Raw genomic sequence first — 17,245 nt, 5'->3', positions numbered from 1 at the left:
GGTCGTGTCGGGTCAGATGGCGCGGGCCCAGTCGAGCCGGCTGCTGTCGTCGTACTCGTCGCCGGGGATCCACCAGGGCTCGCCGAAGCCGCTGGTCGAGACGATGATGTTGCCGCCGTCGGGGGCCTCGTTGGTCGGCGGCACGGACAACGCGGCGCAGTAGCGCCCGTCGGGCGAGAACACCGGGGACAGGTAGTAGCGGGTCTCGTCGGTGAGCCGCCTGAGCCCGGTGCCGTCGATGCGCACCGAGCCGAGCGCCGCCCCGCCGAGCACCTCGGTGTCCCGGGTCCAGCGGTTGGTGCAGAACACCACCCGCTCCGAGTTGGGCATGAAGACCGGCCCGTGGAACAGCTCCCCGGCCGCCTCCGGGGTGTAGATCGGCCGTACCTTTCCGGTGGCCAGCTCCAGCGTGCGCAACTGCGGCCCCTCGGAGCGGCTGAGCCAGCGCATGACGATCATCGAGCCGTCCCGGGACCAGTTCGGGTACGACATGTGGTGCCCCTGGACGAGCACCTGCTTGCCGCCGGTGGCCACGTCCACCGCGACCAGGGTGTCGTCGCCGATGACGAGAGCGATTCGGGTGCCGTCCGGGGACCAGGTCGGTGCGCCGTAGCGGGTGCCGAAGGGGTCGGCGAGCAATGTGCGGACCTCGCCGGTGACCCGGTCGAACAGCGACACGTAGGGCATGAGGCTGCCATCGCCCGACCGGGCGTTGTTGATCCAGGCCACGTACCGCCCGTCGGGCGACGTGGTGGCCTGGTCGCCGTCGGTGAGCAGCTGCTGGGGCGTGGTGTGCCCCGGGTTGACCTGGAGCACGCCCCAGCCGACGCTGACCAGCCACGGCCCGTTGACCACCTCGGTGGTCGCCGCCGCGGCGGCGGGCGCCCCGGCGGTGAGCCCGGTCGCCACGGCCACGCCGGCCAGCGCGGCGGTACGCAGCAGGGCGCGTCGATTCATCTCGTTCATGGAACCCCCCGTGGTGGACGTCGCCTCACCCTCCTGAACGGACGATCACCACGCATCGGACGAGTGGCCGGTCCACCGTCGGCCACACGGTCATCCCGTACGGTGACCGCCCCGGAGGCCGGTACCCTCGCCCCGGTGACCTCCGACGCGCTGCGCCGCGCCCTCACCGATCCCGGCGACCCGCCGCTGCCACCCCTGCCCGGGGTGGCCGTCGAGCTGCTCGACGCCCTCGACGCGCCGCCCCGCCTGGCCGCGCACCTGCGGCTCGTGCACGACGTCGCCCGCCAGCTCACCGCGGCGTTCGCGGAACAGTTCCCGCTGGTGCCGTTCGACCGGCAGGCGGTGCTGTTCGGGGCGGCCATCCACGATCTCGGCAAGATCGAGCACCCTGAGGAGCTGTCCGGTCCCGGCTCGGCGCACGAGGAGGCGGGCTACCAGCTGCTGCTGCGCTTCGGCGTGCCCGAGGAGCGGGCCCGCTTCGCCGTCACCCACGCGGCCTGGCACGCGCCCGGCGTGCAGCTGGAGGACCTGCTGGTCAGCCTCGCCGACAAGGTATGGAAGGGCAAGCGCGTCACCGACCTGGAGGAACTGGTGGTCGACCGGCTGGCCGACATCACCGGGCAGCCGCGCTGGCAGTCCTTCCTGGACCTCGACGACGTGCTCGCCGGGCTGGCCGCCGACGCGGACCGCCGGCTCGCCTTCCAGGCCGAGCATCCGGTGCACGGCTGACCCGCCCGACTGTTACCCGGCGGTTACCCGGCTGCGAAGGCGCTGTGGCACGGCGGGCCGACTGTCTGGGCAGGGACACCGGACGGCGTCCCGGCACACCGTCAGGGAGGCCACCATGAAACTGAGGAGAACACTGCTGGCGCTGGTCGTCGTGCTCGGCGGTCTGGTCGCCGGCGCCGGCGGCGCGACCGCGGCGGCGCCGTACTGCGGGATCACCTGGGGCAGCACGGCCAAGACGGCCGGCGCCCTCAGCAGCGACCCGCTGATCGAGGTCCGCACCGGGCGGCACGACTGCTGGGACCGGGTGGTCTTCGAGTTCGCCGGACCGGCGAACGGCTACTCCGTCGCCTACGGCGAGACGTACACCGAGGGGCAGGGCCTTCCCCTGAGCCCGTACACCGCCGGGGGCGCGCTGCTGTCGGTGTCGCTGCGGGCGCCCGCGTACGACGACGAACGGGTCGCCACGCTGCCCTACCGCGCCGGTGAGCACGCCGCGACCGTGCTGGGCTACCGCACGCTGCGGGACGTCGTCTTCGGTGGCAGCTTCGAGGGCTACACCACCTTCGCGGTGGGGGTTCGCGCCCAGCTGCCGTTCCGGGTCTTCGTGCTCAGCGGCCCCGGCACGCACAGCCGCATCGTGGTCGACGTGGCCCACCAGTGGCAGGCGTGACCCTTCCCAGGTGAGGGGCCGACCGGCCCCTCATCACCGTCCGTTGCGCCCACGCCCCGAAGCGTCGCGCCGGACTACCCTGGGTAGCCATGGAGGGCCGCGTGCTGGTCGTCGAGGACGACGCCTCCATCCGGGAGGTGTCGGCCCTCGGCCTGCGCCGGGCCGGGTTCCGGGTGGCCACCGCCGCCGACGGGCCCGCCGCCCTCGCCGCGTGGCGGGCCGGCCCGGTCGACCTCATCGTGCTCGACGTGATGCTGCCCCGCCTGGACGGATTCGAGGTGTGCCGGGAGATCCGGCGCACCAGTCAGGTGCCGATCCTCATGCTCACCGCCCGCACCGACACCATCGACGTGGTGGTCGGCCTGGAGTGCGGGGCCGACGACTACCTCCGCAAGCCGTTCGACCTGCCGGAGCTGGTCGCCCGGGTCCGTGCCGTGCTCCGCCGGACCGTCGCCCCGGCCCCCGAGACCACCGTGACCGCCGGGCCGCTGGAGATCGACCCGGCCCGTTTCGTGGCCCGCCGCGACGGCCGCGAGCTGGCCCTCACCGCCACCGAGTTCCGGCTGCTCCTGGAGCTGGCCCGGCGCCCCGGCCAGGTGTTCACCCGCGAACTGCTGCTCGACCGGGTGTGGGGGCACAGCTATCTCGGCGACTCCCGGCTGGTCGACGTCGCCGTGCAGCGCCTGCGCGCCAAGGTGGAGGACGACCCCGGCGCGCCGACCCTCATCCGGACGGTCCGCGGGGCCGGCTACAAGCTCTCGACGGGGTGAGCGCGCCATGGTGGCCGGCAGAGTCGTACCCAGACGGCTGCGACGCCGGCTCGTCGTCGCGTTCATCCTCGTCGCCGGCATGTCCGCCGGCGGGCTGGCCACCGGCTCCTACCTCATGCTGCGGCAGGCCCGCTTCGACGGCTCGCTGCAACGCGCGGCCGCCGACGCCCGCTACCAGCTCGTGGTCGCCGCGCAGTTCCTGCCGCTGACCGACGCCCGCCGCACCGACCTGCTGGCCAGCTTCGAGGAGTCCGGCCGCCACGTGCTGCTGGTCGCCGGCGACACCCAGGCGTCCAATCCCCGGTACGCGCCCACGCCCGACCCGGACCTCCGCGCGACCGTCGCCGCCGGCCAGCTCGGCTTCCAGCGCACCCCCGGCCGGCCGCACCTGCTGGTGGTCGGCGGCCGGATCCCCGGCTCCGCCGCCGAGCTGTACGTGGTGACCGTCGAGGACGACCTCGTCGACGCCCTCGACCAGCTCCGCACCGCCTCGGTGGTCGGCTGGGCGGTGGTGGTGCTGCTCGCCGCCGGGGTGGGCAACGTTCTCGCCCGCCGCACCCTGGAACCCGTCGGCCGGGCCAGCCGGGCCGCGCGGGCCGTCGCCGAAGGGCTGCTGCACACCCGGCTACCGGTGCGCGGCCGGGACGAGTTCAGCGCATGGGCCAGCTCCTTCAACGAGATGGCCGAGGCGCTGGAAACCAAGATCGAAGCGCTGTCCGAGGCCCAGGCCCGGGAGCGGCGGTTCACCGGCGACGTGGCGCACGAGCTGCGTACCCCGGTCACCGCTCTGGTGGCGGCGGCCTCGCTGCTCGCCGACCAGCTCGACGCCCTCCCGGCCGACGCCCGCCGCGCCGCCGAACTGCTCGTCGCCGACGTGGTCCGGCTGCGCCGGCTCGTCGAGGAGCTGATGGAGATCTCCCGCCTGGACGCCGGGCGCGAGGTGCTCGCCACCCGCCCGGTCGACGTCGGCGCGCTGCTGCGCGGGATCGTGGCCGCCCACCCGGGCGCCGCCCGGACCAGCGTGGACGGCGACGCGCCGCCGGTGGTGACCGACCCGCGCCGGCTCGAACGGATCCTGACCAACCTGGTGGCCAACGGGGTCGACCACGGCGGCGGCGACCTGCGCGCCGAGATCCGGCACAGCGCCGCCGGCCTCGTCGTCGAGGTCGCCGACCGCGGGCCCGGCATCCCCGCCGAGCACCTGGCGCACATCTTCGACCGGTTCTACAAGGCGGACCCCGCCCGCACCGGCCCCGGCAGCGGGCTCGGCCTGGCCATCGCCCGGGAGAACGCCCGGCTGCTCGGCGGCCGGCTCGACGTCACCAGCGAGGTCGGCCACGGCACCCGCTTCCGCCTCACCCTCCCGCTCGACACCGGGGACACCTCATGCGACGCCTGATCCCACCGCTCGCCGCGCTGCTGCTGCTCACCGCCGGTTGCGCCCCGCCGCGCACCGGCACCCTCGGGCCCGCCCCGGCCGGCCCGTCGCCCGCCACCACCACCGCCACCGGACCGACCGGCACCCCGTCGGCGACCCCACACGCGCCGCGCACCCCGACCACGCCCGCCACGACGGGTACGCCGCCCGGCGCCGCCCCGACCGGGCCGGAGGGGACGCTGACCGTGCAGCTCTGGTTCGCCCGGGCCGGGAAACTCGTGCCCACCCGGCGGACGCTGCCGGCCACCGTGGCCACGTCCCAGCTGGCGCTGACCGCACTGGCCGCCGGCCCGTCCCCCGTTGAGACCGCCACCGGCCTGAGCACCCTGGTCCCGGCCGGCACCCGGGTGACCCGGATCGCCGGCGAGGTGGCGACGCTGGTCCCGCCGGCCGGTTTCGACACCGGCGGGGCGGCCACCGCGCGGCTGCGCCGGGCCCAGGTGGTCTGGACGCTCACCCAGTTCCCCACCGTGCGGCGGGTCGCCTTCGCGCCGGCCGACGCCGCGACCGGACGGGACGACTACGCCGACCTGCTGCCGCCGATCGTGGTGACCGCCCCGGCGGTCGGCGAGCGGGTCACCAGCCCGGTCACCGTCACCGGGACCGCCGACGTGTACGAGGCGACGGTGAGCGTCCGGGTGCTGGACGGGGCGGGCCGGGAGATCGGCACCGCGTTCACGACGGCGTCCTGCGGCTCGGGCTGCCGCGGCGCCTACCGGCTGAACGTCCGATACGGGCGGGCGGCGGCCGGACCGGGCACGGTCGAGGTGTACGAGGTGTCGGCGCGCGACGGCTCCCGGATCAACGTGGTGCGTATCCCGGTCGACCTGGCCGCCGGACGGTGATGGTTCGCCCGACGCGCTCTCCGCTGCGCCGCGGGGGCATGGGCAATCACGCGAAACCTATTGACATTCGATAGGTAGCGAGTGATAATCGATGCATGTTCACAGCTCAACGAGCAGTCGCTCCGCTCAAGGCCTTCCTCGTGCTGCTGTTCGGGATCCTGGTCCTCTTCCAGGTCATGTCGCTGCCCGGGCAGTTCGCGCACATGGCCCGGGAGAACCCGGACATGGCCTACCTCCGCTGGCCGGCGACCGCGGTGACGGTGTTCTGGGTGCTCTGCGTGCAGGTGGTGATCGTGTGCACCTGGAAGCTGCTCACCCTGGTCAAGAACGACCGCATCTTCAGCGAGGCGTCGCTGGCGTGGGTGGACGCGATCGTGTGGGCCATCGCCGCCGCGTGGCTGGTGCTCGTGGCCGTCTTCCTCTACGTCGGCTTCCACGCCGACGACCCGGGTCTGCCGATCCTGTTGTTCCTGCTGGTGACCGGGGTGACCGTGCTGGGGCTGCTGATGGTGGTGATGCGGGAGCTGCTGCGGCAGGCCACCACGCTCCGGACCGACATGGAAGCGGTGATCTGATGCCCATCGTCGTCCGCATCGACGTCGAGCTGGCCAAGCGCAAGATGAGCGTCGGCGAGTTCGCCGAGCGGGTCGGGCTCACCCCGGCGAATGTCGCGGTGCTGAAGAACGGCCGGGCCAAGGCGGTCCGCTTCAGCACCCTGGAGGCCATGTGCCGGGTGCTGAACTGCCAGCCCGGTGACCTGCTCGAGTGGGTCGAGGAGTAGGAGAAACCGATGAAGTACGCACTCGGCCTCGTCGCCGTCCTCGCCGTCGCGCTCGGTGTCGCCGGCATCGTCTACGGGGAGGCCGACGACTCGCCCGGCCTCCAGCTCCTGGCCGGCCTGCTCGTCATCGGCGCGATCGCGATCGGTGTGCGGATCGTCCGACGCAGCCGGTAAGGGGTGCCCCGACCAGGATTCGAACCTGGGCTCTCCGGTTTCGTAGACCGGCGCGCTCTCCGCTGCGCCACCGGGGCGGACGACCGGCGCCCCTCCCCCTCGGGGGGCGCCGGTCGGTTCAACCCTTCACGCAGACGACCTGCTTGAGGTGGGCGACCACCTCGACCAGGTCCTCCTGCTGGGCCATCACCTGGGTGATGTCCTTGTACGCGCCGGGGATCTCGTCGACCACCCCGGCGTCCTTGCGGCACTCGACGCCCGCCGTCTGCGCGGCCAGGTCGGCGGTGCTGTACGTCCGCTTCGCCTGCCCCCGCGACATCCGCCGCCCGGCCCCGTGCGAGGCCGAGCAGTACGCGTCGACGTTGCCCTTGCCGCGCACGATGTACGACCCGGTGCCCATCGACCCCGGGATGATGCCCAGGTCGCCCCGGCCGGCCCGGATCGCGCCCTTGCGGGTCACCAGCACCTCGACCCCGTCGTAGCTCTCCTCCGCCACGTAGTTGTGGTGGCAGGAGACCGGCTCGTCGTAGCTGACCTGCGGGAACTCATCCCGGACCACCGCGCAGAGCAGGGCGAGCATGACGGCCCGGTTGCGGCGCGCGTACTCCTGGGCCCAGAAGAGGTCCCGGCGGTAGGCGTCCATTTCCGGGGTGCCGGCGAGGAACACCGCGAGGTCCCGGTCGGGCAGGTCGACGTTGTGCGGCAGCCCGCGGGCCACCGCCATGTGCCGCTCGGCGAGTTCCTTGCCGATGTTGCGGGAGCCGGAGTGCAGCATCAGCCAGACCCGGCCGTCGTCCGGGCCGCCCTGCTCGAGGCAGACCTCGATGAAGTGGTTCCCGCCACCGAGGGTGCCCAGCTGGCGCTGGGCCCGGGTCTCCAGCTGCGCCACCTTCCGGTCGAGGGTGGCGAAGCGGCGCCAGAAGTCGTCCCAGCCGCCCTGCTCCAGGCCGCGGACGCGGCGCGGGTCGACCGCGTCGGCGCGCATGGCGAAGCCGACCGGGATGGCCGCCTCGATGGCGCTGCGCAGAGGGCCCAGGTCGTCGGGCAGGTCGGCCGCGGTGAGCGAGGTGCGCACCGCGGACATCCCGCAGCCGATGTCGACGCCGACCGCGGCGGGCGAGACGGCCTGCCGCATGGCGATGACCGACCCGACGGTGGCGCCCTTGCCGAAGTGCACGTCCGGCATCACGGCGACGCCCTGCACCCAGGGCAGCGCGCCGATGTTGCGCAGCTGCCGGGCCGCCTGCGCCTCGATCGTGTACGGGTCGGTCCAGACCCGGACCGGCGCCCGGGTACCGGCCAGCGGGGTGAAACCCATCGTCGTCTCCTCGGTTCGGGGGTGCTGTCCGAGCGGCTGGCCGGATTCGAACCGGCGATCTTCACCATGGCGAGGTGACGCGCTGCCTGACTGCGCTACAACCGCGGGGTGGTCCCGGGATCGGGACCAGGCGTAGGCCGTACGGGACTCGAACCCGTAACCTTCCGGCTGAGAACCGGGTGAGCTGCCATTGCTCCAACGGCCCGTGCGGGACGGCGGGTGCCGTCCGCGGGGAGGTACGCGAACCCGGGGTGGGTGACGAAAAGCCGCCCGGTCCCCTGGCTCGGGGTGGGCGGCTGCGCGTGTGTGTCGCGCCGGCGCTAGTCGCGCCACCACCCCGGTTGCCACTGCTGCCGTCGGCAGCGACCCAGGCCCGACTCGGGCAGCAGGGCACCGCCGCGCGGCGCGGGCCGCTCGGCTCGGGTGCGGTTCTGCTGCGACACGGTGTGCTCCCTGGGTGGTGGAACCGGGTGATGTTGGCCCGTTCACGGTACGGACGGGGCCGGGACCGTGGCAACGGATATTCGCGAGGACGTTTCAGCCGGCGCCGAACGGTACCGGCCCTAGCCTGTGGCCATGTTCGCGCTGGCGGAGCGGGCCGGCGGGGTGGACGCCCTGCCCGGGTGGTTCGTCGGGCACTGGGCGGACCCGGCGCGCGGCGTGGAGGAGTGGGACGCCTACCTCAGCGGCCAGTACGTCTGCCTGCGCTCGGTGTCCACGGAGTCGATCCGGCGCAAGGAGGAGCTGGTCGGGGCGATCCGGGCGGCGCCGGCCGAGCCGGACGCCGGGTCGGCGGCGTGGCTCGACCGGCTGCACGCGCTGGTCGACGAGCTGGACGCGCTGGAGCCGGCGTTCACCGGCTACGACCGGCTCCGGTTCGGCGGCCCGACCCTCCGGGACACCTGCGTGGACGGGGTGCGCGCCCGGTATCCGCGGCGGGTCAGCGCGCCGGCCGGCCGGTGACCCGGCGGGCCACCGCGAGCAGGTACTCCTTGCGGTGCAGCGGGTCGTGGTCCCAGCGCGGCCGGCTCGGGGCCGGCCCGCGTACCGGTCGGTGGTGGTCGAACTCGGCCTCCAGGGTGCCCTCCCCGCGGGTGAGCCCGGGCAGCCGCTGCTCCAGCGCGTGCACCCGCCCGGCCGGCACCTCCCCCTCGATGAGGTAGGACGCGCCGCGCAGGGTGCTGGCGCGGGTCGCGGCGCCCAGCCCGGCGAGCACGGGCAGCACCGCCCCCACCAGGTCGGCGGGGAGGTCGAGCCGGAACCGGTGCATCGGCTCGTGGACCCGGGTGCCGGCGCGGGTGAGCGCGGCCATGAGCACCAGCGGGGTGAGGTTTCGGAAGTCCCCGGCCGTGCTGGACATGCTCTTGTCGAACACGCCGTGGGCGTGGCTCTGCCGGGCCCAGTAGCCGCCGTGCGTCAGGGTGACCACGCAGTCGACGACATCCCAGCCGTGCAGGCCCTGGCGCAGGGTCTCGCGGACGGTCTCCTCGATGGCCTTGAGGAAGGCCAGCGGCATCGAGCCGAGTTCGATGCCGAGCCGGAACTCGACGCCGCCACCGACCGGCCCGGGCTCGACGCGCAGGCCGACGGTGCCGAGGAACGGGTTGGGTTCCCGGCCGATCCACTCGACGGCGGAGCCCACGCCGACCACCCGCTCCACGCAGACCGTGGTGGTCTCCCGGAAGGTGACCGGGACGCCGTAGTCGTCGGCGAGGGTGGCCTCGATGACCTCCTTCTGCACCTCGCCGTAGAGGGACACGGCGATCTCCTGGCGCCGGTCGTCCTGCCGCAGGTTGATCAGCGGGTCCTGCTCGGCGAGCTGGGTCAGGGCGGCGTGCAGGGCCGGACGGTCGGCCGGGCGTACCGGCTCGACGACGGTCTCCAGCGTTGGCGGGGCGAAGTGGCGCCGCGCGGCGGGGCGGTCGGGCGGGACGCCGAGCACGTCGCCGACGCGGACGCCGGCGAGGCCGTGCAGCCGGACGATCCGGCCGGGACCGGCAGCGTCGTCGGGCGTCGCGTCGCCGCCGTCGAACACGCCGAGGGCGGTGACCCGGGCCTCCTGGCCGTCGCCGTGGCGGATCCGGTCGCGGACCCGCACGGTCCCGGCGAAGATCCGCGCGTACGCGACCTTCTCGCCGGCCGGGCCGCGCTCGACCTTGAAGACGGCGCCGGAGAGCGGGGCGTGGTCGTCACCCTCGGTGGTGGGGAGCAGCGCGGTGACCGCGTCGATCAGGTCGGCCACCCCGGCGCCGGTGATGGCGGAGCCGGCGAGCACGGGGTGCACCCGGGCGCGGGCGGTCTGCGCGGCGAGCGCCGTGCGCAGCCGGTCCGAGGTGATCGTCCGCTCGTCGGCCACGTACGCGGCCAGCAGGGCGTCGTCGTGTGCGGAGAGCAGGTCGACCAGGCGGGCCTGGTGGCCGGGGTCGCCCGGCGGGTGCGGCACCCAGCGGGCGCCCGGCGTGCCGGGGGCGTCGACCCGGCCGAGGGCGACGACGTCGGGGGTGAGCCGGTCGGCGAGCTGGCGCAGCACCCGGTCCGGGTCGGCGCCGGCCCGGTCCACCTTGTTCACGAAGAAGAGGGTGGGGATGCCGAGGCGGCGCAGGGTGCGGGCCAGCACCCGGGTCTGGGCCTGGACGCCCTCGACGGCGGAGACCACGAGCACCGCGCCGTCGAGCACGCCGAGCACGCGTTCCACCTCGGCGATGAAGTCGGGGTGGCCCGGGGTGTCGATGAGGTTGACGGTGGTACCGGAGACGGCGAAGGAGACCACGGCGGAGCGGATGGTGATGCCCCGCTGCCGCTCCAGCGCCAGCGTGTCGGTGCGGGTGCTGCCGGCGTCGACACTGCCGGGCTCGTCGATGACCCCGGCGCTGTGCAGCAGCCGTTCGGTCAGGCTCGTCTTACCGGCGTCGACATGGGCGAGGATGCCGAGATTGAGGGTTTTCACGCAGCGTCATGTCCTTGTGGTCGGCGGTGATTCGCTTCTGCGGGGACATGCACGCGGCTCGCATCTCGAGCTCCTCCTTCCCTGGCTGTCGTGGTCGATTGCAGCAGCCGGCGCGGGCGCCGGCAACCGGTTTATCGTCGCTGCGCTACTGGGCGTGCGCCACGGGGTGGCGCTTCATCTCCTCCATGAAGGGGTAGCGCGCGGTCAGATCGGCGAGCGTGCATCCGGCCCGCCAGGCGGCGGCCACCTGGGCGACCTGGAGCAGGTCGGTGGCGTCGCCGCGGGCCTGGACCTCGCCGTCGATCCGAAGGTCGATCATGAAGTAGCGGGCCTGGGCGCCGAGGCTGACGCAGACCACACCCCGGTCGGAGGTCGCCTCCGCGCAGGTGAACCGGCTGCGCCCCTGCTCGGGGGCGGTGACCCGGCCGATGTCGAGCTGGTGCCGGGCCGCGGTCTGCACGAGTGCGGGAGCCAGGCCGCCCGGCTCGACCAGATCCGGGTAGAGACGCACACCCAGTGCCGTGGACACGTCGCTCATGACTGACTCCCACTTCCTCGTGACAGAGACCAGCAGCACGCAGGTTACGGGTGTGTTTCCGGCGCGCCTGGTCATCCTGTCCCCCCTGGACGCCCCACGGCAATAGGAACGGTCGATTCGACCACCTTCGTGCCGCCGCCCGGGGCCGGGTACGCTCCCGCTCCATGGCCCGGATCCGGTGTGACTTCTTCTCCTCGGCGCTCGGCATGGGCACGTCGATGACGGTGCTGCTGCCCGACCGCTCGGCCGGGATCGGCATGGCCGGCGCAGCCGGCCCCGGGGACCCTCCGGTGCTCTACCTGCTGCACGGCCTGACCGACGACGACACCATCTGGACCCGGCGCACCGCGATCGAGCGGTACGTCGCGCCGCTCGGGCTGGCCGTGGTGATGCCACAGGTGCAGCGCAGCTTCTACTGCGACGAGGTGCACGGCAACCGGTACTGGACCTTCCTCAGCGAGGAGCTGCCGGAGGTGTGCCGGTCGTACTTCCGCCTCTCCGACCGGCGGGCGGACACGTTCGTGGCCGGCCTGTCCATGGGCGGCTACGGGGCGCTGAAGTGGGCGCTGCGCCAACCGGACCGGTTCGCCGCCGCGGCCAGCCTCTCCGGCGCGCTGGACGTCGCCCGACGCCGCCACCACCCGACGAGCCCCCTGGACCCCGCCGTCTGGCACACCGTCTGGGGCGACCGGGACGTGGCGGGCCCGGAGGACGACACCGTGGCGCTGCTGGAACGGGCCGGCGACGACCTGCCCGCCCTCTACGTGGCGTGCGGCACCGAGGACTTCCTCTACGAGGACAACACCCGCTTCGTCGACACGGCACGCCGCCGAGGGCTGCCGGTCACCGTGGACTTCGGCCCCGGTGACCACGACTGGGCGTACTGGGACGCGCGGATCCAGGACGTGCTGGCCTGGCTGCCGCTGCCCCGCAACGACTGAGCCGGCGCGCCGCGCCTCCGGCCAGCGCCGGAGGACCCGGTGGTCGGGACCGAGGTCCCGGCCGCGGGCGCGTCACACGCCGACGGTCCCGTCGACGGCCTCGCGGAGGAAGTCGGCGTGGCCGTTGTGCCGGGCGTACTCGTGCATCATGTGCAGCATCACCAGGCGCAGCGAGACGTCCTCGCCCCAGCGGGCCTGGTGGCCGGTGACGTCGAGCGACTCAGCCTCGCGCTCGATGCGGCGGGCGTGCTCGACCTCCCGCTGCCACGCCTCGAACGCCTCCGACCGGCTCGACGCGCTCGCGTCGTACGCCTCCTGGAAGTCCCCGCTCGCCGACCAGATGAGCTGGACGTCCTCGGCGTTGATCACCCGGCGGAACCAGGTGCGCTCGACCTCGGCCATGTGCCGCACGAGACCGAGCAGGGACAGCGTGGACGGCGGCGACGACTGCCGCCGCAGCTCCTCGTCGGTCAGCCCCTCGCACTTCAGGGCCAGGGTGGCGCGGTGGAAGTCGAGGAACGCGCGCAGCGTCTCCCGCTCCCCGGCCAGCAGCGGCGGGCCGATCCGTTCGGTCTCCACGAGGGTCCCTCCCGGCAGGCCGGACGGCCCGCTCGTGGTTGCTTGGCAGTGCTCCCGGGGGAGCCTAGTCTCAGCGGATCGATCCGCCTCCGAAGGGATCATGATGCACCCCCACATCCGACGTTCCGCGCTGGTCGCCTCGGCGGTCACCGCGGCGCTGGTGGCCGGCGGCACCCCCGTCCAGGCCGCCGGCTACCCCTACGACCACACCGCCACCGCGACGGTCTTCGCGCCGAACCCCGTCCAGCAGCTCGGCGACCAGTCGCTGACCGACCAGAAGGACGCCGACTACCCGGCGCTGGCCGGGGCGTACCGGTCGGTGCCGCTGACCAACCTGGACGGCTCCGGCACCCTCACCGGGAAGTACGTGGTGGTCAAGAGCAAGACCGGCACCCCGGCCCGCGTGGTCGACGGCACCTACCCGGCCTGGCACCGGGACGCCGACCAGTTCGAGCAGGTGATGGGCTACCACTGGGTGAACACCGCCCAGGCGTACCTCCAGTCGCTCGGCTTCGGCAGCACGCTGCGGCCGGTCAACCAGCGGCAGATCGAGCTGCGCATCGACCAGTACGGTGGCGACAACTCGTTCTTCCGCGAGGACAAGGCCAACATCACCCTCGGCAAGGGCGGCGTGGACGACGGCGAGGACGCCGAGGTCATCGTCCACGAGTACGGCCACTCGGTGCAGGACGGCCAGGTGCCCGGCTTCGGCACCACGCCGGAGTCCGGCGCGATCGGCGAGGCGTTCGGCGACTACCTGGCGGTCGCGGTGACCAGCTGGGCCACCGGCGTGCCGACGAAGACCCCGGAGGCCTGCGTGGCCGACTGGGACTCGGTCTCCTACACCCGCGCCGCCCCGCACTGCCTGCGCCGCCTCGACGGCACCAAGGTCTACCCCGCCGACCTGGTGGGCGAGGTGCACGCCGACGGCGAGATCTGGTCCCGCGCGCTGTGGGACATCCGCACCGCGCTCGGCGACCGCAGGGCCAGCACGCTGATCGTGGAGGCGCAGTTCGCCTTCACCACGGACGTCACCTTCCGGGACGCGGCGCTGGCCACCGTTGCCGCCGCGCAGCGCCTCTACGGCACCCAGGCCGCGACCGCGACCCGGGCGGCCTTCGTCGCCCGCGGCATCCTCTGACCGCGGCGGTGGGCGCCGTTCCCCGCCGGGGCGGCGCTCACCGCAGCGAGGACCGGGCCACCGGGAAGTCGAAGTAGGTGTCCGGGTACGGCTCGTCGACGTACCGGTAGTGCCACCACTCGCGCGGGTAGTTCTCGAAGCCCTGCGCGGTCATGAGCCGCTTCAGCAGCTCCCGGTTGTCCCGGGCCGCGCCGGTGACGCGCGCGTCCGCGGTGTGCGCGCGGGGGTCGAAGCAGTCGAACCCGGTGCCCATGTCGACGGAGTTGTCCGGGAAGCGCCGCTCGGCCGGCGCGGTGCAGGCGGTCAGCGGCTGGCCCGGCACGTACGCCGGTTGGTCGGGGGTGGACGCCGGGACCAGCGTCAGGTCGAGGGTGCTTCCCCGGCTGTGTGCGGTCGGCGCGCCGATGTAGCCGTCGGCGAAGAGCCGGCTCTTCGGCTCGTCCGGATAGAACTCCCCCTTCATCTGCTGCTCGCCGGGGAGCTTCGCCCAGGCGACGAACTCGTCCACCGCCCGCTGTGGGCGGTAGCAGTCGTACACCTTGAGGCGGCGGCCCTGTGCCAGGGCGGCGGCCTGCACCCGGCGCAGCGCCTCCGCGGCCGGGCGGGTGAGCAGGCAGAGCGGCTCGGCGTAGCCGGTGATCGGCCGGCCGACGAAGTTGTGCGCGGTGGCGTACCGGATGTCGGCGCGGATGCCCGGGTCGACGGCGGCCAGGTCGACGATGTCGGCCGGGGCGCGGGGGCCGCTCGGGCGGGCCGACGACGCGGGTGCGGCGGACGGGGTGGACGGCGCCGACGGCGCGGGCGGGGCCGGGCGCGGCGTGGGCTGCTGGCAGCCGGCCGCGAGCGCCGTGGCCAGCACGGCCAGGGCCGCCGCCACCCGTTTCCCGGTCCCCACCCTGCCGTGTCTACCACCACCGCCGGGCCCCCGGGCCGGCATCGTGCCGGACCGGGGGTTCCCGTCGCCGCTGGTCGTGATGTCCATGGCTCGAACCCGTACGGCAAGATGGCCGGTGGGACGCGGCCGCCGTCCCGGGCGTCGGCGGCCGGAACCTCCGGCCGGGGTGAAGGAGACACGGGTGAACGCGGACGACGAGCCCAGGGTGACCATCACCGCGATCGCGCGGGAGGCGGGTGTCTCCGTGCCCACCGTGTCCCGGGTGCTCAACGGGCGCTCGGACGTCGCACCGGACACCCGGGAACGGGTCGAGGAACTGCTGCGCCACCACGGCTACCAGCGCCGCGGCAGCCGCACGGTGCGCCGGGCCGACCTGGTCGACCTGGTCTTCAACGACCTCGACAGCCCGTGGGCCGTGGAGATCATCCGGGGCGTGGAGGACGTCGGGCACGCCGTCGGGGTGGGCACCGTCGTGTCGGCGATCCACAGCGAGTCGACCTCGACCCGGAAGTGGTTGCAGAACCTGCGGGCCCGCGCCTCGGACGGGGTCATCGTGGTGACCTCCCACCTGACCCCGCCGGTGCACGCCCAGCTGCGCCGGCTCAACGTGCCGGTGGTGGTCGTCGACCCGGCCGCCGGCGTGCCCGACCGGGACGTGCCGGCGATCGGGGCGACCAACTGGGCCGGCGGCCTGGCCGCCACCGAACACCTGCTGGGGCTGGGCCACCGCCGGATCGGCTTCGTGGCCGGCCCCACCCACCTGCTGTGCAGCCGCGCCCGGCTGGACGGCTACCGGGCCGCGCTGGAGGCGGCCGGCGTGCCGCCGGACGACCGGCTCGTGGAGCCCGGCGACTTCTACCACGCCTCCGGCTTCACCGCCGGCAGCACCCTGCTCGACCTCGACGACCCGCCGACCGCGATCTTCGCGGCCAGCGACCAGATGGCCTTCGGGGTCTACGAGGCGGTCCGCCGGCGCGGGCTGCGGGTGGCCGACGACGTGAGCATCGTCGGCTTCGACGACCTGCCGGAGACCCGGTGGGCCTCCCCGCCGCTGACCACGGTGCGCCAGCCGCTGGTGGAGATGGGCCGGCTCGCCGCCCGCACGGTGCTGCGCCTGGCGCAGGGCGAGGAACTCGAGTCGCCGCGGGTGGAGCTGGCCACCGAACTGGTGGTGCGGGACAGCACCGCCCGCCCGGCCGGCCGGTAGGCCCGTTCAGTCGTCGTCGGGGATTCTCGCGCCGCCGAGGGGCGTGGCGGGCGGCATCGCGGCGAGCGCGGCGTGCCGCCGCCGGGCCAGCAGCACCGCTCCCCCGAGCACCAGCACCACGCCGACCGCGATCGAGGGGCCGGCGCCCGGCCAGGCGGCGGTGGCCGCGGAACCGGTGCCGGCCAGCCCCGCGCCCCCGGCGAGGGCCGACGCCGCCCCGGTGGGCGTCGCCGCGGCGCGGTCCAGCTCGCCCGGCTCGACCAGCCGGCCGACCGCCGCGTCCCGCGGGAGGCCGAAGCCCCAGTCGAGCAGGGCGGCCCCCTGCTGCCAGCCGCGCTGCGTGGGGGTCTCCGCGCCGAGCACGGTCACCACGAGGCGCCGCCCGCCCCGTTCGGCCGCGCCCACGTACGTGTGCCGGGCCAGGTCGGTGAAGCCCGTCTTGCCGCCCAGCGCGCCCGGGTAGTGGTCGAGCAGCATGTTGTCGTTCTGAATCTCGAACGCCTTCTCGCGCAGCGCCGGCTGGGCGGGAATCCGGGCGGTGCGGGTGGCGGTGTACCGGCGGAACGCCGGGTCGGCGAAGCAGGCGCGGGCGATCAACGCCAGGTCGTACGCGCTGGTGAACTGCCCGGGTCCGTCCAGCCCGGACGGCGTGACGGCGTGCGTCTGCAACGCGCCCAGCCGCCGGGCCTCCTCGTTCATGGCACGGATGCCCCCGGCCGTCCCGTCCGGGCCGCCGCCCAGCCGGGCCAGGGCGTTGGCCGCCTCGTTGCCGGACTTCAGCAGCAGCCCCAGCCAGATCGTCTCGATCCGGTACCGCCCGCCCTCGGCCAGGCCCACCGCCGAACTACCCGGCTCGATGGCCAGGTCCTCGGCGGTCACGGTCACCTCGCGGTCCGCGTCGAGCCTCGGCAGCATGGTGGCCGCCAGCAGCAGCTTCTGCACGCTGGCCGGTACGCCGTACTCGTGCGGTCCGCAGCCGCCGAGCACCGCGCCGCTGTCCAGGTCGGCAACCACCCAGGAGGTCGCGGTCACCGCCGGCGGCGCGGGCGCGGCCGGCGGCAGGGCCAGGCCGGCCGTGGCCAGGGCGGCGCCGCCGACCGCCCGCGCGACGGGGCCGGCCGCGGGCGGCGGCTGCGGCGGCCGGGTCGCCGGGGCGGGCACGTTCGGGCAGGGCGGCGCCCCCGCCGGCAGCCGCCGGGCGGGCGCCCGGGTGCCCGCCGTCGCGGGCGTGGACAGCATCGACGCCGGTACGAGCAGGGCGGCGGCCAGCACCGCGGACGGTCCCCAGGTCCTCATGGCCGGAGGC

The 17,245-nt window shown here is 74.4% G+C and carries 19 protein-coding genes and 3 tRNA genes; 12 read left to right on the top strand and 10 right to left on the bottom strand.

Going from position 1 to position 17,245, the window contains the following annotated elements:
* Positions 1–12: 12 nt before the first annotated feature.
* The gene (locus RMN56_RS25060) at positions 13–966 is read right to left on the bottom strand and encodes a TolB family protein (RefSeq protein ID WP_313720009.1); all 954 of its coding nucleotides are present in this window, start codon (positions 964–966) and stop codon (positions 13–15) included.
* A gap of 135 nt (positions 967–1,101) precedes the next feature.
* Here RMN56_RS25060 and RMN56_RS25055 point away from each other — a divergent pair, with 135 nt between their 5' ends.
* The 8 genes from RMN56_RS25055 to RMN56_RS25020 all read left to right on the top strand — a co-directional run bounded on the left by RMN56_RS25055 (position 1,102) and on the right by RMN56_RS25020 (position 6,373).
* On the top strand, positions 1,102–1,695 hold the full coding sequence (locus tag RMN56_RS25055) for an HD domain-containing protein (RefSeq protein ID WP_313720007.1): 594 nt from the start codon (positions 1,102–1,104) through the stop codon (positions 1,693–1,695).
* A 115-nt stretch (positions 1,696–1,810) separates the two neighbouring features.
* Complete coding sequence (locus RMN56_RS25050; protein ID WP_313720006.1) at positions 1,811–2,365, top strand: AMIN-like domain-containing (lipo)protein; 555 nt, start codon at positions 1,811–1,813, stop codon at positions 2,363–2,365.
* A gap of 89 nt (positions 2,366–2,454) precedes the next feature.
* Positions 2,455–3,135: a response regulator gene (locus RMN56_RS25045; protein ID WP_313720005.1), complete on the top strand. Its 681-nt coding sequence runs from the start codon at positions 2,455–2,457 to the stop codon at positions 3,133–3,135.
* A gap of 7 nt (positions 3,136–3,142) precedes the next feature.
* Positions 3,143–4,534, top strand: coding sequence for an ATP-binding protein (locus tag RMN56_RS25040; RefSeq protein WP_313720004.1), 1,392 nt, complete (start codon positions 3,143–3,145; stop codon positions 4,532–4,534).
* The gene (locus tag RMN56_RS25035; RefSeq protein WP_313720003.1) at positions 4,522–5,418 is read left to right on the top strand and encodes a Gmad2 immunoglobulin-like domain-containing protein; all 897 of its coding nucleotides are present in this window, start codon (positions 4,522–4,524) and stop codon (positions 5,416–5,418) included. The genes RMN56_RS25040 and RMN56_RS25035 overlap by 13 nt, the downstream gene beginning before the upstream one ends.
* Before the next feature lie 95 nt (positions 5,419–5,513).
* Entirely contained in the window at positions 5,514–5,993 is a 480-nt protein-coding gene (locus RMN56_RS25030) for a DUF2975 domain-containing protein (protein WP_262286444.1), read from the top strand.
* Positions 5,993–6,199, top strand: a complete 207-nt coding sequence (locus tag RMN56_RS25025) for a helix-turn-helix domain-containing protein (protein ID WP_313720002.1) — start codon at positions 5,993–5,995, stop codon at positions 6,197–6,199. The genes RMN56_RS25030 and RMN56_RS25025 overlap by 1 nt, the downstream gene beginning before the upstream one ends.
* A gap of 9 nt (positions 6,200–6,208) precedes the next feature.
* Complete coding sequence (locus RMN56_RS25020; RefSeq protein ID WP_313720000.1) at positions 6,209–6,373, top strand: hypothetical protein; 165 nt, start codon at positions 6,209–6,211, stop codon at positions 6,371–6,373.
* A gap of 4 nt (positions 6,374–6,377) precedes the next feature.
* Here RMN56_RS25020 and RMN56_RS25015 read toward each other — a convergent pair.
* The 4 genes from RMN56_RS25015 to RMN56_RS25000 form a co-directional block, all read right to left on the bottom strand.
* Positions 6,378–6,450 (bottom strand) — tRNA-Arg (locus RMN56_RS25015).
* Between the two features lie 41 nt (positions 6,451–6,491).
* Complete coding sequence (locus RMN56_RS25010; protein ID WP_313719999.1) at positions 6,492–7,691, bottom strand: RtcB family protein; 1,200 nt, start codon at positions 7,689–7,691, stop codon at positions 6,492–6,494.
* A gap of 31 nt (positions 7,692–7,722) precedes the next feature.
* Positions 7,723–7,796, bottom strand: a tRNA-Gly gene (locus RMN56_RS25005).
* A 28-nt stretch (positions 7,797–7,824) separates the two neighbouring features.
* Positions 7,825–7,896 (bottom strand) — tRNA-Glu (locus tag RMN56_RS25000).
* 371 nt (positions 7,897–8,267) lie between these two features.
* On the opposite strand from RMN56_RS25000, the gene RMN56_RS24995 reads away from it, so the two are divergent.
* Positions 8,268–8,654, top strand: a complete 387-nt coding sequence (locus RMN56_RS24995) for a DUF6058 family natural product biosynthesis protein (protein WP_313719998.1) — start codon at positions 8,268–8,270, stop codon at positions 8,652–8,654.
* On the opposite strand, the gene RMN56_RS24990 is transcribed toward RMN56_RS24995, so the two are convergent.
* Entirely contained in the window at positions 8,632–10,638 is a 2,007-nt protein-coding gene (locus tag RMN56_RS24990; protein ID WP_313719997.1) for a GTP-binding protein, read from the bottom strand. The two genes, RMN56_RS24995 and RMN56_RS24990, sit on opposite strands and share 23 nt — an antisense overlap.
* A 145-nt stretch (positions 10,639–10,783) precedes the next feature.
* The gene (locus tag RMN56_RS24985) at positions 10,784–11,176 is read right to left on the bottom strand and encodes a hypothetical protein (protein WP_313719996.1); all 393 of its coding nucleotides are present in this window, start codon (positions 11,174–11,176) and stop codon (positions 10,784–10,786) included.
* Positions 11,177–11,340: 164 nt separating this feature from the next.
* Between RMN56_RS24985 and RMN56_RS24980 the strand changes: the two genes are divergently transcribed.
* Entirely contained in the window at positions 11,341–12,117 is a 777-nt protein-coding gene (locus tag RMN56_RS24980; RefSeq protein ID WP_313719994.1) for an alpha/beta hydrolase, read from the top strand.
* Between the two features lie 72 nt (positions 12,118–12,189).
* On the opposite strand, the gene RMN56_RS24975 is transcribed toward RMN56_RS24980, so the two are convergent.
* Positions 12,190–12,696 carry a DinB family protein gene (locus RMN56_RS24975; RefSeq protein WP_313719993.1) on the bottom strand — a complete coding sequence of 169 codons (507 nt, stop codon included), beginning with the start codon at positions 12,694–12,696 and terminating at the stop codon, positions 12,190–12,192.
* Between the two features lie 100 nt (positions 12,697–12,796).
* On the opposite strand from RMN56_RS24975, the gene RMN56_RS24970 reads away from it, so the two are divergent.
* Positions 12,797–13,837 carry a M36 family metallopeptidase gene (locus RMN56_RS24970; RefSeq protein ID WP_313719992.1) on the top strand — a complete coding sequence of 347 codons (1,041 nt, stop codon included), beginning with the start codon at positions 12,797–12,799 and terminating at the stop codon, positions 13,835–13,837.
* Between the two features lie 37 nt (positions 13,838–13,874).
* Here the strand turns inward: RMN56_RS24970 and RMN56_RS24965 are convergent, their stop codons facing one another.
* The gene (locus RMN56_RS24965; RefSeq protein WP_313719991.1) at positions 13,875–14,732 is read right to left on the bottom strand and encodes a M15 family metallopeptidase; all 858 of its coding nucleotides are present in this window, start codon (positions 14,730–14,732) and stop codon (positions 13,875–13,877) included.
* Positions 14,733–14,913: 181 nt separating this feature from the next.
* Here RMN56_RS24965 and RMN56_RS24960 point away from each other — a divergent pair, with 181 nt between their 5' ends.
* Entirely contained in the window at positions 14,914–15,939 is a 1,026-nt protein-coding gene (locus RMN56_RS24960) for a LacI family DNA-binding transcriptional regulator (RefSeq protein ID WP_313719990.1), read from the top strand.
* A 6-nt stretch (positions 15,940–15,945) separates the two neighbouring features.
* Here RMN56_RS24960 and RMN56_RS24955 read toward each other — a convergent pair whose 3' ends face one another.
* Positions 15,946–17,235 (bottom strand): D-alanyl-D-alanine carboxypeptidase family protein, encoded by a 1,290-nt coding sequence (locus RMN56_RS24955; RefSeq protein ID WP_313719989.1) that lies wholly within the window; start codon positions 17,233–17,235, stop codon positions 15,946–15,948.
* Between the last annotated feature and the right edge of the window lie 10 nt (positions 17,236–17,245).

It is taken from the genome of Micromonospora halotolerans (assembly GCF_032108445.1).
Lineage (GTDB): Bacteria > Actinomycetota > Actinomycetes > Mycobacteriales > Micromonosporaceae > Micromonospora > Micromonospora halotolerans.
Note: the sequence above shows the minus strand (reverse complement) of the source record. Positions and strands in the feature narration are given on the sequence as shown.

Coding starts and splice junctions, on each gene's coding strand:
- RMN56_RS25060 (WP_313720009.1), bottom strand. CDS start 966: ATGAACGAGATGAATCGACGCGCCCTGCTGCGTACCGCCGCGCTGGCC.
- RMN56_RS25050 (WP_313720006.1), top strand. CDS start 1,811: ATGAAACTGAGGAGAACACTGCTGGCGCTGGTCGTCGTGCTCGGCGGT.
- RMN56_RS25045 (WP_313720005.1), top strand. CDS start 2,455: ATGGAGGGCCGCGTGCTGGTCGTCGAGGACGACGCCTCCATCCGGGAG.
- RMN56_RS25040 (WP_313720004.1), top strand. CDS start 3,143: ATGGTGGCCGGCAGAGTCGTACCCAGACGGCTGCGACGCCGGCTCGTC.
- RMN56_RS25035 (WP_313720003.1), top strand. CDS start 4,522: ATGCGACGCCTGATCCCACCGCTCGCCGCGCTGCTGCTGCTCACCGCC.
- RMN56_RS25030 (WP_262286444.1), top strand. CDS start 5,514: ATGTTCACAGCTCAACGAGCAGTCGCTCCGCTCAAGGCCTTCCTCGTG.
- RMN56_RS25025 (WP_313720002.1), top strand. CDS start 5,993: ATGCCCATCGTCGTCCGCATCGACGTCGAGCTGGCCAAGCGCAAGATG.
- RMN56_RS25020 (WP_313720000.1), top strand. CDS start 6,209: ATGAAGTACGCACTCGGCCTCGTCGCCGTCCTCGCCGTCGCGCTCGGT.
- RMN56_RS25010 (WP_313719999.1), bottom strand. CDS start 7,691: ATGGGTTTCACCCCGCTGGCCGGTACCCGGGCGCCGGTCCGGGTCTGG.
- RMN56_RS24995 (WP_313719998.1), top strand. CDS start 8,268: ATGTTCGCGCTGGCGGAGCGGGCCGGCGGGGTGGACGCCCTGCCCGGG.
- RMN56_RS24985 (WP_313719996.1), bottom strand. CDS start 11,176: ATGAGCGACGTGTCCACGGCACTGGGTGTGCGTCTCTACCCGGATCTG.
- RMN56_RS24980 (WP_313719994.1), top strand. CDS start 11,341: ATGGCCCGGATCCGGTGTGACTTCTTCTCCTCGGCGCTCGGCATGGGC.
- RMN56_RS24970 (WP_313719992.1), top strand. CDS start 12,797: ATGATGCACCCCCACATCCGACGTTCCGCGCTGGTCGCCTCGGCGGTC.
- RMN56_RS24955 (WP_313719989.1), bottom strand. CDS start 17,235: ATGAGGACCTGGGGACCGTCCGCGGTGCTGGCCGCCGCCCTGCTCGTA.